The 11,730-nt window shown below is 67.7% G+C and carries 15 protein-coding genes; 11 read left to right on the forward strand and 4 right to left on the reverse strand.

The window, feature by feature from the left end; genetic code table 11:
• From rapZ to PE061_RS03900, 4 genes are read left to right on the forward strand one after another with little or no spacing between them, the layout of a single operon-like run.
• A complete protein-coding gene (gene rapZ / locus PE061_RS03885) occupies nucleotides 1-957 on the forward strand; it encodes an RNase adapter RapZ (protein WP_271257855.1) in 957 nt (318 codons plus the stop codon).
• A complete protein-coding gene (locus PE061_RS03890; protein WP_271257856.1) occupies nucleotides 954-1,358 on the forward strand; it encodes a PTS sugar transporter subunit IIA in 405 nt (134 codons plus the stop codon). Before rapZ ends, PE061_RS03890 begins: the two co-directional genes overlap by 4 nt.
• A 17-nt stretch (nucleotides 1,359-1,375) precedes the next feature.
• Nucleotides 1,376-1,663: an HPr family phosphocarrier protein gene (locus PE061_RS03895; protein ID WP_271257857.1), complete on the forward strand. Its 288-nt coding sequence runs from the start codon at nucleotides 1,376-1,378 to the stop codon at nucleotides 1,661-1,663.
• A complete protein-coding gene (locus tag PE061_RS03900) occupies nucleotides 1,663-2,472 on the forward strand; it encodes a TrmH family RNA methyltransferase (RefSeq protein ID WP_271259120.1) in 810 nt (269 codons plus the stop codon). The genes PE061_RS03895 and PE061_RS03900 overlap by 1 nt, the downstream gene beginning before the upstream one ends.
• A gap of 4 nt (nucleotides 2,473-2,476) precedes the next feature.
• Here the strand turns inward: PE061_RS03900 and PE061_RS03905 are convergent, their stop codons facing one another.
• Together PE061_RS03905 and rmuC are read right to left on the reverse strand one after the other, a co-directional pair.
• Nucleotides 2,477-3,082 carry a hypothetical protein gene (locus PE061_RS03905; RefSeq protein WP_271257858.1) on the reverse strand — a complete coding sequence of 202 codons (606 nt, stop codon included), beginning with the start codon at nucleotides 3,080-3,082 and terminating at the stop codon, nucleotides 2,477-2,479.
• A gap of 7 nt (nucleotides 3,083-3,089) precedes the next feature.
• Complete coding sequence (rmuC, locus tag PE061_RS03910; RefSeq protein WP_271257859.1) at nucleotides 3,090-4,493, reverse strand: DNA recombination protein RmuC; 1,404 nt, start codon at nucleotides 4,491-4,493, stop codon at nucleotides 3,090-3,092.
• A gap of 123 nt (nucleotides 4,494-4,616) precedes the next feature.
• On the opposite strand from rmuC, the gene PE061_RS03915 reads away from it, so the two are divergent.
• From PE061_RS03915 to PE061_RS03940, 6 genes are all read left to right on the forward strand, one after another.
• Nucleotides 4,617-5,534, forward strand: a complete 918-nt coding sequence (locus PE061_RS03915) for an SMP-30/gluconolactonase/LRE family protein (protein ID WP_271257860.1) — start codon at nucleotides 4,617-4,619, stop codon at nucleotides 5,532-5,534.
• Nucleotides 5,527-6,672, forward strand: a complete 1,146-nt coding sequence (locus PE061_RS03920) for an ABC transporter permease (RefSeq protein ID WP_271257861.1) — start codon at nucleotides 5,527-5,529, stop codon at nucleotides 6,670-6,672. Before PE061_RS03915 ends, PE061_RS03920 begins: the two co-directional genes overlap by 8 nt.
• A complete protein-coding gene (locus PE061_RS03925; protein WP_271257862.1) occupies nucleotides 6,672-7,466 on the forward strand; it encodes an ABC transporter ATP-binding protein in 795 nt (264 codons plus the stop codon). The genes PE061_RS03920 and PE061_RS03925 overlap by 1 nt, the downstream gene beginning before the upstream one ends.
• Nucleotides 7,467-7,468: 2 nt before the next feature.
• Entirely contained in the window at nucleotides 7,469-8,425 is a 957-nt protein-coding gene (locus PE061_RS03930) for an MlaD family protein (protein WP_271259121.1), read from the forward strand.
• A complete protein-coding gene (locus PE061_RS03935; protein ID WP_271257863.1) occupies nucleotides 8,422-9,021 on the forward strand; it encodes an ABC-type transport auxiliary lipoprotein family protein in 600 nt (199 codons plus the stop codon). Before PE061_RS03930 ends, PE061_RS03935 begins: the two co-directional genes overlap by 4 nt.
• Before the next feature lie 69 nt (nucleotides 9,022-9,090).
• Entirely contained in the window at nucleotides 9,091-10,569 is a 1,479-nt protein-coding gene (locus PE061_RS03940) for a M48 family metalloprotease (protein WP_271257864.1), read from the forward strand.
• Nucleotides 10,570-10,632: 63 nt separating this feature from the next.
• Here PE061_RS03940 and PE061_RS03945 read toward each other — a convergent pair whose 3' ends face one another.
• Together PE061_RS03945 and PE061_RS03950 are read right to left on the reverse strand one after the other, a co-directional pair.
• Entirely contained in the window at nucleotides 10,633-10,800 is a 168-nt protein-coding gene (locus PE061_RS03945) for a Flp family type IVb pilin (protein ID WP_271257865.1), read from the reverse strand.
• 214 nt (nucleotides 10,801-11,014) lie between these two features.
• Nucleotides 11,015-11,188, reverse strand: a complete 174-nt coding sequence (locus tag PE061_RS03950; protein ID WP_271257866.1) for a Flp family type IVb pilin — start codon at nucleotides 11,186-11,188, stop codon at nucleotides 11,015-11,017.
• A gap of 128 nt (nucleotides 11,189-11,316) precedes the next feature.
• On the opposite strand from PE061_RS03950, the gene mutT reads away from it, so the two are divergent.
• Nucleotides 11,317-11,724 carry an 8-oxo-dGTP diphosphatase MutT gene (gene mutT, locus PE061_RS03955; RefSeq protein ID WP_271257867.1) on the forward strand — a complete coding sequence of 136 codons (408 nt, stop codon included), beginning with the start codon at nucleotides 11,317-11,319 and terminating at the stop codon, nucleotides 11,722-11,724.
• Nucleotides 11,725-11,730 lie beyond the last annotated feature (6 nt).

Raw genomic sequence — 11,730 nt, forward strand, 5'->3', positions numbered from 1 at the left:
ATGGCCAACGCCGATCCCCCCGCCTCGCGCGCCCCGCTGCTGCTCGTTACCGGCATGTCCGGTGCCGGGCGCTCGACGGCGCTGAAAGCGCTCGAGGACAATGGCTTCGAGGTCGTCGACAACCTGCCGCTTTCGCTGCTGAAGCGCCTGCTCGCGGTGCACGACAAGGCGCTCGCGGGCGGCGAGGCGGAACGGCCGCTCGCGGTCGGGATCGACGCCCGCACCCATGCCTTCGATGCCGAATCGGTCGTCGCGCGAATCAAGACCATGCGCGAACGCGGCATCGACGCGCGCGTGCTGTTCATCGACTGCGCGGGCGGCGAGCTCGTCCGCCGCTTCTCGGAAACGCGCCGGCGCCACCCGCTGGCGCTCGACCGGCCCGCCGCCGACGGCATCGCCCGCGAGCGCGAGGTGATGGCGCCGCTCCGGCGCTGGGCGGACATCGTCATCGACACCACCGACTTCAGCGTCCACGACCTGAGGCGCACGATTCGCGAGAAGTTCGCCCGCCACCGGCACGGCGAGCTGACGCTCACCGTGATGTCCTTCGGATTCGCGCGCGGCCTGCCGCGCGACGCCGACATGGTGTTCGACATGCGCTTCCTCGCCAATCCGCACTGGCAGCCGGAACTGCGCCCGCTGACCGGCAAGGACGAGGCGGTCGGCCGCTACGTTGCCGCCGATCCGGCCTATACTGATGCTTTTGCACGGATTTCTGGGCTCGTGCTGTCGCTGATCCCGAGCTACCGGCGCGAGGGCAAGGCCTATCTCACCATCGCCATCGGCTGCACCGGCGGTCGTCACCGGTCGGTTTTTGTTGCCGAACGCCTCGCCGAAGCGATAAGGGCCGCCGGCTATACGTTGAATATCGTGCACCGCGACATGAGCGGGCACAGCGAGGGCGTGGAGGCCGAAGGCTTCGCGCTCCCGGATCATGGAGAGAGACTGCCCGCATGATCGGTATTGTGCTGGTGACGCACGGGCGGCTTGCGGCTGAGTTCGTCGCGGCCATGGAGCATGTCGTCGGCCCCCAGAAGAACGTCGCCTCGATCTGCATCGACGCCGACGACGACATGGAGGTCCGCCGTGCCGACATCGCGGGCGCGGTGAAGACGGTGGACACCGGGCGCGGCGTCGTTATCCTCACCGACATGTTCGGGGGGACGCCGTCCAACCTTGCCATCTCGCTGCTTTCGGGCGGCCACGTGGAGGTCATCGCGGGGGTCAACCTGCCGATGCTGATCCGGCTCGCCAGCGTGCGCGGCGAGATGAAGCTCGCCGAGGCGGTCGAGGCCGCGCAGGAGGCGGGCCGCAAATACATCTCCGTCGCCTCGAAGATCCTGGGAGAGGTCGCCTGAGCGACGCCACGGACGGCGTGCCTGACGGCGACGAGGTCGCCGTCAGACAGCGCGTGCTCATCCGCAACAAGCGCGGGCTGCACGCACGCGCCAGCGCCAAGTTCGTGACGCTGACCTCGGAGTTCACCGCCACGGTCGCGGTGGAGAAGGACGGCTCGCGCGTCACCGGAACCTCGATCATGGGGCTGATGATGCTGGCCGCGAGCCCCGGCGACGAGATCGAGATCATCGCGAGCGGCCCGGAGGCGGACGCCGCGCTCGCCGCGCTCGTCAAGCTCGTCGAGGACCGCTTCGGCGAGGAATGATGCCCCGCCGCATCACCAGCTTTTCCAACGAGACGATCAAGCGCATCCGGTCGCTCGAACAGAAGAAGTACCGCCGTGCCGAGGGGCGTTTCATGGCGGAGGGGATGCGCATCGTCGCCGAGGCCGCCGAGGCGGGACGCACCGCCGAGACGCTCGTTTTCGCGGAGGACATGGCGGAGCACGCGCTGCTCCGGCGGCTGGTCGCCGAATGCGAGGCGGCGGGCGGCGAGGCCATCGAGGTGCCGCGCGAAATCCTTCACAAGATCACCGGCAAGGACAATCCGCAGGCGCTCGTCGGCGTGTTCCCCATACCGGAGGCGCGGCTCGCGGACCTCGACCGGAACGCCGCGTTCGCCTGGACCGTGTGCCAGTCGCTGAAGGACCCCGGGAACCTCGGCACCATCCTCCGCACGAACGACGCCGTCGGCGCGGGCGGGCTGATCCTGCTCGACCAGAGCTGCGACCCGTGGTCCGTGGAGGCCGTGCGCGCCTCGATGGGGGCGCTGTTCACGCAGCCGATCGTGCAGACGGCCGGCCCGGTCTTTTTCGAATGGCTGCGCGCCGGCCCCGGAATGCTCGTCGGCACCAGCCTCAGGACGGACCACGATTATCAGGCCGTCCGCTACGAGGCGCCGACCTTCATCCTGATGGGCAACGAGCAGCACGGGCTGCCGGAAGACTACGAAACCGCGTGCGACGTGCTGGTGAAGATCCCGATGCGCGGCAAGGCCGATTCGCTGAACGTGGCAGTCAGCTGCGCGGTGATGCTCTACGAGGTGCTGAACCAGCGGCGGCGTCCGGCGGCCTGACCGTTCATTCGCGCCGCGTCAGGATCGCGCCATCATCCCATAGGTCCTGGCGGTCTCCGATAGCGCCGAGCAGCGATCTCGCCTCGTCGTCGAGAACGAGGACGCGGATGTTGCCCACCGATCCTTCAACGCCGTAAACGATCTTCGTCGTGTCCGCGCGCATCATTTGCAGGAAACGCACGGCTTTGTCGCGGTTCAGGCTCTGGACCGCCATGTGCTTGCCGTCCTCGGTCATGAAATACTTGAGCAGGATGCAATCATTGCAACTCCGGGGATCGCCATTGAGGAGGAACTGGGCCTCCCCGAACGTATAGAGGGTGACGACGTCGCGGATGCGCGCGGTGAACTTCGCTGTGTCGCTGGTCACGGCATAGACGGGCCGTCCCTGCTGCTGCCGTTCCGCGATATGCAGATACGGCTGACCCGCCGGCATGCCCCCGTCCTGCGGGAACCAGACAAGTGCCTCCCATTCGCCGGCAAACGCGGGATTGGCCACGATTTCTTTCTCCAGCGCCACCCTGTCGGAAATGTTCAGGCACGCCGCGAGCCCGAGACAAGCGAGGAAGACAAGCGAGATCCACGCCAATCCTGAAGTGCGGCCTGCGCGCATCGCCGATCTATTCCGCGGCATCGGCCACCGGCGACGCCAGCTTGGTGAGGGAACGCGGCTCGCCCGATACGCGCGGCAAATCCTCGATGGTCTTGGACGGCGCCTCGATCGCGTGCTCGCCCAGCCGGTGCGCCGACGTCATCACCTGGCTCTCGAGGCTGCCGACCATCTTGTTGTACGCGCCGTTCGCCGCTTCGAGCGTCTTGCCGAGCCGCGCGACGTGCTCGCCCATCGTCGCCAGCCGGTCGTAGAGCTGCTTGCCGAGGGCGGCGATCTTCTGCGCGTCGGCCGTCGCCTTCTCCTGCTGCCAGACCATCGCCACCGTCCGTGCGATGGCGATGAGGTTGGTCGGCGAGGCGAGCAGCACGCGGCGCTGGAACGCCGTCTCGAACAGGTCCTGATCCGCCTCCAGCGCAGCGGCGAGGAAGTTTTCGCCGGGCACGAACATGATGACGAAATCGAGCGTGCCCGCGAACTGCTCGGCGTAGCTCTTGCGCCCGAGCGCATCGACATGGACGCGCAGCGCCTTGGCGTGCGCAAGGAGATGCGCGCGCCGCGCGTCCTCGTCGGGCGCGTCGAGCGCGTCCTGATAGGAGTTCAGCGAACATTTGGCGTCGATGACGAGCACGCGCTCGCCCGGCAAACGGATGACGGCGTCGGGCCGCAGGCGACCGTCCTCGGCCTCTACCGAGACCTCCTCGGCAAAATCGACGTGCGGCGACAGGCCCGCCATTTCGAGCACGCGGCGCAGCTGGTGCTCGCCCCAGCGCCCGCGTGCCTTGGGCGCGCTGCGGAGCGCGTGGACGAGCTTCGCGGCCTCGCCGGAGACGCGTTCCTGCCCGGCTTTCACCTCGGCGATGGCGTTGTGGATGGCGCCGTAGGCGGTTGCGCGCGCCTCCTCGATCTGGCCGAGCTTCTGCTCGTATTTGAGGAGCGTCTCGCGCATCGGCTGGATGAGCTTGTCCATCTCGGCGCGGTTCTTCTCCAGCCCCGCGCCCGCCGCCTCGCGATGATGCTTCAGCGTTTCCTCGGCGAGCTTCACGAAGGCCTCGTGGCTCTTTGCAAGCGATGCGCTCGCCAGCGCCTCGAAACGGCGCTGCAAATCGGCCTCGCGTTCGGCGAAGGCGCGCTCGCGCTCTTCCGCGCGGCTCTTGAGCTCGGCGAGCGCAACGCTATCCTTCCTGAGTTCGGCGATCTCGGCGTTCAGCGCCTCGATCCCGGCCGCGCGTTGCTCGGCGAGCGCCTTGTCGGTGCGAAGCCCGGCCACCGCATCCGCCAGCCCGTCCCGCTCGCCGCGCAGCGAATCGCGCTCCGTCCGCAGCGCCGCGCGATCGCGCGCCCACAGCAGCCAGCCGATGCCGCACCCGAGCGCGAACATCACAAGGCCGACAATCAGGGGAAGAGGGCTCATTCCATGCGCCTTCGGAGGTGAACAGATCGGGAACTGCATTGCTAGCGCAATTGCTTGCCGGACGCAAAGACCTTGCATCGAAACGGCTTTGCCGGACAGGATACGGCGGGAGGACGGAGCGGAATGAGCGCAGTCGAAATCGTCGCCGAGGGCCTGCATTTCCCGGAAGGACCCGTGTGGATGCAAGACGGCAGCGTCATCGTCGTCGAGATCGCCGCGGGACGGGTGACGCGCGTGCTGCCAGACGGCCGCACGGAGACCATCGCGACTCCCGGCGGCGGCCCCAACGGCGCCGCGATCGGCCCGGACGGCGCGCTCTACCTCTGCAACAACGGCGGCTTCGAATGGATTCGGCAGGACGGCCTGCTGATCCCCGGTCACATCGCCGCCGACTACACGACCGGCCGCATCGAGCGCATCGACCTCGCGACCGGCACGGTCGAACGGCTTTACGACGCGTGCGACGGGCGGCCCCTCTCCGGCCCCAACGATATCGTGTTCGATGCAAGCGGAGGCTTCTGGTTCACCGACCTCGGCAAGATTCGCGACCGCGCCACCGACCACGGCGGGCTCTACTACGCGAAGCCGGACGGCTCCGGCATCCGCTGCGCCGTCTACGGCCCGAACATGAACGGCGTCAGCCTCTCGCCCGACGGGCGCACCGTCTATACGGCGCTCACGATGGAACGCACCCTGCTCGCCTTCGACATCACCGGCCCCGGCGAAGTCGCGCCCTCGCCGCTCGCGGCCCTGCCGGGGCGCGTCGTCACGGCGTTCGCGGGGCATATCCTGCTCGATTCGCTCGCCGTCGATGCGGACGGCAACATCTGCGTGGCGACGATCGCCGGCCATCCCGGCATCGCGTCCGTCGATGCCGGGACCGGCGTGCAGACATGGCGGGACATGCCCGATCTCGTCACCACCAACATCTGCTTCGGCGGCGCGGACATGCGGGACGCGTGGGTGACGCTGTCCTCCACCGGCCGCCTTGCGAAGACGCGCTGGGACCGGCCCGGCCTGAAGCTCGCGCACTATGGCTGACACGGAAGCGCCCGCCGGGAGCCACATCGCCGAAGGTCACGCGGATGGCGAGCGCACCGTGCGCCTCTCCGGCCGCATGACGATTCGCTTCATCGACCCCGTCTCGCGGCGCCTGCGCGAACTCGAATCCGATCCCGAACCGCTCACCGTCGACCTCGCCGACATCGAGCGCATCGACACGGCGGGCGCATGGGTGCTCTACCGCACACGCATGGCGCGCGAGGCGGCCGGCCTCTCCTTCCGGCTGACGGGCGCAAGCGACAAGGCCGAGGAGCTGATCGACCAGATCTGCTCGCACACCCGGCCCACCAAGATCCGCCCCGATCTGACCCCGCCGTTCATTCGCACGCTGGAAAAGCTCGGCGGCTGGATCGTCTTCGCGGCCACGACCTTCGGCGGCTTCCTGTCCTTCCTCGGGCTGACGCTCGTCACGCTCGGCCGCGTCCTCATCGGCCGCCGCGCGCTGCGCTGGCGCGCCGTCACCAACCAGTACGAGGCGGTCGGCGTCGCCTCGCTCGGCATTATCGGGCTGATGAGCTTCCTCGTCGGCATCGTCGTCGCGCAGCAGGGCGCGGTGCAGCTCCGCCAGTTCGGCGCGGACGTGTTCGTCATCAACCTCGTCGGCCGCATTACCTTCCGCGAACTCGGCGTGCTGATGACCGCGATCATGGTCGCGGGCCGTTCGGGCAGCGCGTTCGCAGCGCAGATCGGCTCGATGAAGCTCGCCGAGGAAGTGGACGCCATGCGCACGATCGGTATGCCGCCGATCGAGGTGCTGGTCATCCCGCGGCTGCTCGCCGCCGTCTTCGCCATGCCGCTCCTCGCCTTCTACGGATCGATTCTCGGTATCGTCGGCGGGATGCTGCTGACATGGGTTTCGCTCGGCATCCCGCCCGCCACCTTCATCCAGCGCATCCAGGAGGTGGTGCCGATCACCGATGTCTGGGTCGGACTCATCAAGGCGCCCGTGTTCGGGCTCGTCATCGCCGTCACCGGCTGCTTCCAGGGGATGCAGGTACGCGGCAATGCCGAGGAGGTGGGGCTTCGCACCACGGCCGCCGTGGTGCAGGCGATCTTCCTCGTCATCGTGCTCGATGCCTTCTTCGCGGTGTTCTTCTCGGCGATCGGGTGGAACTGATGACGGCCCCGGACGATCGCCGCGGCCCCGTGATCCGCGTCACCGGGCTTCGCAACGCCTTCGGCGCGCAGGTGATCCACGAGAACCTCGATCTCGAGGTCCGGCGCGGCGAGATCATCGGTATCGTCGGCGGCTCGGGCACCGGCAAGACCGTGCTGATGCGCTCGATCATCGGCCTCCAGCGCTACGATGCCGGCGAGGTGGAGATATTCGGGCGGCGCGTGAGCGGCCTCGGCGAACACGAGGAGCTGGAGCTGCGCCGCCAGTTCGGCGTGCTCTTCCAGAACGGCGCGCTGTTCTCGACGCTGACCGTCGCCGAGAACATCGAGGTGCCGATGCGCGAGTTCTACCACCTCGAGACCGCGCTGATGGACGAGATCGCCGCCTACAAGATCGCGATGGTCGGCCTGCCGCCCGACGCGGGACCGAAGCATCCGAGCGAGCTTTCCGGCGGCATGAGGAAGCGCGCCGGCCTTGCCCGCGCGCTCGCGCTCGATCCACGCCTGCTGTTCCTCGACGAGCCGACCGCGGGCCTCGATCCCATCGGCGCGGCGGCCTTCGACCAACTCATCCTCCAGCTGCGCGAGACGCTCGATCTCACCGTGTTCCTCATCACGCACGATCTCGACACGCTGCACACGATTTGCGACCGTGTCGCGGTGCTTGCAGACAAGCGCGTGCTGAAGGTGGGAACGATCGAGGAGTTGCTGGCGTTCGATCATCCGTGGGTGCAGGAGTATTTCCGCGGCCCGCGCGGCCGTGCCGCGCTCGCGAGCGCGGCAGCAGGGGGTTGATGTTGGAAACACGAAGCAACCACGTCCTCGTCGGCGCCGTCGCAATCGCGCTGTTCATCGCGGCGTTCCTGTTCATCCTCTGGATCGCGCGCATCGACACGTCGGACCGGCAGAAATACGACATCTTCTTCCGCTCGGTCTCGGGCCTCGCCCGCGGCAGCGCGGTCAACTATTCGGGCGTGCCCGTCGGCACCGTGCAGGAGATTCGACTGATGCCGGAATCGCCCAACTTCGTGCGTGTGCGCATCCAGATCGACGAGGGCGTACCGATTCTGCAGGGCACGGTCGCGACGATCACCGGCGTCGGCTTCACCGGCGTTTCGATCGTCGAACTGGAAGGCGCCATCAAGGGCGCGCCGCCGATCGACGAGCCGGGGCCGTTCGGCGCGCCCGTCATTCCCACGAAGCCCGGCGCGCTCGGCCAGCTTCTCGATTCCGCGCCGCAGCTTCTCGAACGCATCAGCACGCTCACCGCGCGGCTCAACGAGGTGCTGAGCCCGCAGAACCAGGCGTCAATCGCCGGCATCCTCAAGAGCACGAACACGATCACCGCCGCCGTCGCCAGCCGCGACGGCGACATCGCCGACGCGGTGACGGAAATCCGCGCCACGATCGAGGAAACCCGGAAAACGGCGGCGGCGCTCGCCGTGCTCGCGGACAGCACCAGCAAGCTGGTCGATGCCGAAGGCAGGCCGCTCGTCGCCGATCTGCGCAAGACGTTGCAGCGCGCCGATACGGCGCTTGCCGAGCTGGAAGGGACATCACGCGCGGCCCGGGCGGGCGCCGAGGCGTTCAACGCACACACGCTGCCCGAGGTGAACCTCCTCGTCGGCGACCTCCGCGAAATGGCGCGCTCGCTCGGCGCCATCGCTGCGAAGCTCGATGAAGACCCGGCGGGCGCGCTCGTCGGCGGACGCAAGCTTCCGGAATACAAGCCCGATGGAGACAAGGACCGATGACGCCTATCGCCCGAGCCGCCGTTCTCACGGCCCTTCTGCTCGTCTCCGCGTGCGGACCGCTGGTACAGATCGGCGGCGGCGGAGACCCGCCCGACTCTCTGCTCACGCTTCGCGCAGAGGCGAGCGAAGCGCGCGCCCTGACGGGCAAGCCGCTGCTCGTCACGATGCCGAGCGCGCCCGGCGCGCTGCGCACGCTACGCATCCCGGTGACGACCGAGGCCACCGAGATCGCCTATCTTCCGAAAGCGAACTGGGTCGAGCAGCCGGTGGTGCTGTTCCAGCGGCTGCTCGGCGAGGTCGTGCAGGCGCGCACGGGCCGCCCGGTCCTCGACGAGCGCAACGTCGATATCGGCGCGGCGAACAGGCTTTCCGGCCGGCTCGTGGAATTCGGCCTCGACGTGCGCGGTGCGCCTCAGGTCCGCGTCCGCTACGATGCGATGGTGTCGGCGACCGGAACCGGCTATGTCGCGAGCCGCAGCTTCGAGGCGACGCGGCCGGTTTCGGCCGAGACCGGCCCGGCCATCGCCCGCGCGCTCAACGAGGCGGCAAACGAGGTCGCGGCGAGCGTGGGGGACTGGATTGCATCGCAGCCGTAATGAGACAGGGAACCGGCGGCGGCACTCGCCGGTTTGCGCAGTGGCAGGTTCATTTTTGAGGGACGTCCAATGAGGAAGGAAGCGCGTCAGGCTCTTGGGATCGCCGTCAGCACGGTCGTGCTCAGCGCCTGCGTCACCGGCCCCGGCACCAGCGCGAACGCGCAGAAGCCGCGCCAGATCAGCGCCAGCGAACGCGCGCAGGCGGCGCAGGCGCACCCGGAGATCATGGCCGAGTTCGGCGGCGCCTACGAGGGGCCGGGCGCGGCGATGGTGAAGCGCATCGGCAAGGAGGTCGCGGTCCGCTCCAACATCGCGTCCGCCGAGAACGAATGCACGGTGACGCTGCTCAACACCACGGTCGTCAACGCCTTCGCCATCCCCGGCTGCTACGTCTACATGACGCGCGGGCTCCTTTCGATCATGAACAGCGAGGCGGAACTCGCCTCCGTGCTCGGGCACGAGGTGGGCCACGTCGACGCCCAGCATTCGAAGAAGCGCCAGAACGCCGCGCTCGGCAGCGGCATCGTCTCGATCCTCGCCACCGTGCTCACCGGCAGCAGCCAGATCGGCCAGCTCGCCGGGCAGCTCGGGCAGGTGTGGACGCTCAAGTACTCGCGCGACCAGGAGTACCAGTCGGACGATCTCGGCATCCGCTACATGACGGCGGCGGGTTACGATCCCTATGCCGCGGCGGAGATCCTCCAGTCGCTCGGCGATCAGGAAGCGCTGGAAACGCGCATCCGCGGCCAGAACGAGGCGGCGCAGATCCCCTCGTGGGCGCGCAGCCACCCGCTGACGGCCGCCCGCGTCAAGCGCGCCTCGCAGAAGGCGGCGGCGACCGGCGTGAAGCCCGGCCAGCTCCGCCGCGACGAGGCCGACTATTTCGCGGCCGTCGACGGAATGCTCTACGGCGACGACCCGTCACAGGGCTTCGTCGACGGGCACAAGTTCGCGCATCCCGTGCTCAAGATCGCGTTCGAGGTGCCGCAGGGCTATTACCTGAGCAACAGCGCGGCGGCGGTGACGGCGACCGGCGGACAGGCACAGATCCAGTTCAGCGGCGGCAAGCTCGGCGACGCGGACAGCCTCGATTCCTATATCTCCACGGTGTTCCAGGGCGTGCTCGGCAACAACAAGGCCCAGTACACGGGCGTGCAGCGCACCACGATCAACGGCATCGAGGCGGCGACCGCGACGGCGCGCGTCGCGACGCAGAGCGGCAACCGCGACGTCACCGTCGTCGCCTACCGCGTGGGCGGCGGCAGCGGCTATCACTTCATCTTCATCTCGCCGTCGAACGTGAACGTCTCGAACGTGGTGAACACCACCGCCGGTTCCTTCCGCAAGCTCACCGACGCGCAGGCGTCGGCGCTGCGCAAGCGCGTCATCCAGGTCGTCACCGTGAAGCCCGGCGACACCGCCCAGTCACTGTCGCAGCGCATGGCCTTCGACGACTACCGGCTCGAACGCTTCCTCGTGATGAACAACCGCGAGGCGAACCCGACGCTCCGCGCCGGCGAGAAGGTCAAGATCGTCGTCTACGGCTGACAAATGAAAAGGGCGCCGGGTTTCCCCGGCGCCCTGTCCGTTCGCTTGCGCGAGGATCGACGCTTAGGCGTCGGTCATCGCACCCGCAGCGTTGTTCATCGTCTGGCTGATGGCGTTGCCCAGCGCACCCATGGCGCCGATGGCCGCAACCGCGATGAGAGCAGCGATCAGACCGTATTCGATGGCCGTCGCGCCCTTCTCTTCCTTACGAAGCTTACGGAAAAACGACATTTCTTGTCTCCTATACCAGTTCCGTACGTACCGGGTGTTCCTCTGTCCCCGTCCAAGAGGTCAGCAATGCATCACTAGACCATTGCTCTTGCCAATTGCTTAAAGCCGCTGGTGAAAATGCGTTAATCTTCAAAGTCCTTGTTGCAGCATGTGTTCGGGCCAAAAAAAACAGGCCCGAAGGCCTGTTCGTTTTTGAAGCTGTCCGTCGCTGCGCTTACGAACTCGCCTTCACATTGTTCTCGACCTTGCCCCACATGTTGGAGAGGCCGTTACCGAACGCGTTGAAGCCCGAGATGGCGCCGACCGCGATCAGCGCCGCGATGAGGCCGTACTCGATCGCCGTCGCGCCTTCGGACTTGCGAACCAGCTTGCGGATGAATTCGGGCATTGGCCGCTACCTTCAGTTCAAACACGGATCAAACACGGATTCAGGGCTTGCATTGTCCCTGCTGCTCCGTTCTAGCCGTCAGGCGTTAACAAATTCACACAAGCCGGACTAAGCGTGGGGTTAACCAAATGAATCCATTGCCGATACGCATGGTCGTCGCCGCCGCGCTCATCGACCGCGACGGCCGCGTGCTGCTCGCGGAGCGCCCGGCGGGCAAGCACCTCGCCGGGACCTGGGAGTTCCCCGGCGGCAAGGTGGAGGCGGGCGAAACGCCCGAGGCGGCGCTCATCCGGGAACTGCGCGAAGAGCTCGGCATCGAGACGGAGGCGTCGTGCCTTGCCCCGGCGACCTTCGCCAGCCACGCCTACGCGCACTTCCACCTCGTGCTGATGCTCTACGTGTGCCGCAAGTGGCGCGGCGCGCCGCACGGGCACGACGGCCAGCGCCTGCGCTGGGAGCGCGTGAACGACCTGTTCTCCATCGACATGCCGCCCGCCGACCGGCCGCTGATCGGCACGCTCGCGGCGCTCATCTAGGGCCGA

The sequence above is a fragment of the Sphingosinicella microcystinivorans genome, assembly GCF_027941835.1.
Taxonomy (GTDB): Bacteria; Pseudomonadota; Alphaproteobacteria; order Sphingomonadales; family Sphingomonadaceae; genus Sphingosinicella.

Bases quoted from the DNA above. Each gene is read 5' to 3' on its own strand.
- rapZ (WP_271257855.1), top strand. From the start codon at position 1: ATGGCCAACGCCGATCCCCCCGCCTCGCGCGCCCCGCTGCTGCTCGTT.
- PE061_RS03890 (WP_271257856.1), top strand. From the start codon at position 954: ATGATCGGTATTGTGCTGGTGACGCACGGGCGGCTTGCGGCTGAGTTC.
- PE061_RS03900 (WP_271259120.1), top strand. From the start codon at position 1,663: ATGCCCCGCCGCATCACCAGCTTTTCCAACGAGACGATCAAGCGCATC.
- PE061_RS03905 (WP_271257858.1), bottom strand. From the start codon at position 3,082: ATGCGCGCAGGCCGCACTTCAGGATTGGCGTGGATCTCGCTTGTCTTC.
- rmuC (WP_271257859.1), bottom strand. From the start codon at position 4,493: ATGAGCCCTCTTCCCCTGATTGTCGGCCTTGTGATGTTCGCGCTCGGG.
- PE061_RS03915 (WP_271257860.1), top strand. From the start codon at position 4,617: ATGAGCGCAGTCGAAATCGTCGCCGAGGGCCTGCATTTCCCGGAAGGA.
- PE061_RS03920 (WP_271257861.1), top strand. From the start codon at position 5,527: ATGGCTGACACGGAAGCGCCCGCCGGGAGCCACATCGCCGAAGGTCAC.
- PE061_RS03925 (WP_271257862.1), top strand. From the start codon at position 6,672: ATGACGGCCCCGGACGATCGCCGCGGCCCCGTGATCCGCGTCACCGGG.
- PE061_RS03935 (WP_271257863.1), top strand. From the start codon at position 8,422: ATGACGCCTATCGCCCGAGCCGCCGTTCTCACGGCCCTTCTGCTCGTC.
- PE061_RS03940 (WP_271257864.1), top strand. From the start codon at position 9,091: ATGAGGAAGGAAGCGCGTCAGGCTCTTGGGATCGCCGTCAGCACGGTC.
- PE061_RS03945 (WP_271257865.1), bottom strand. From the start codon at position 10,800: ATGTCGTTTTTCCGTAAGCTTCGTAAGGAAGAGAAGGGCGCGACGGCC.
- PE061_RS03950 (WP_271257866.1), bottom strand. From the start codon at position 11,188: ATGCCCGAATTCATCCGCAAGCTGGTTCGCAAGTCCGAAGGCGCGACG.
- mutT (WP_271257867.1), top strand. From the start codon at position 11,317: ATGAATCCATTGCCGATACGCATGGTCGTCGCCGCCGCGCTCATCGAC.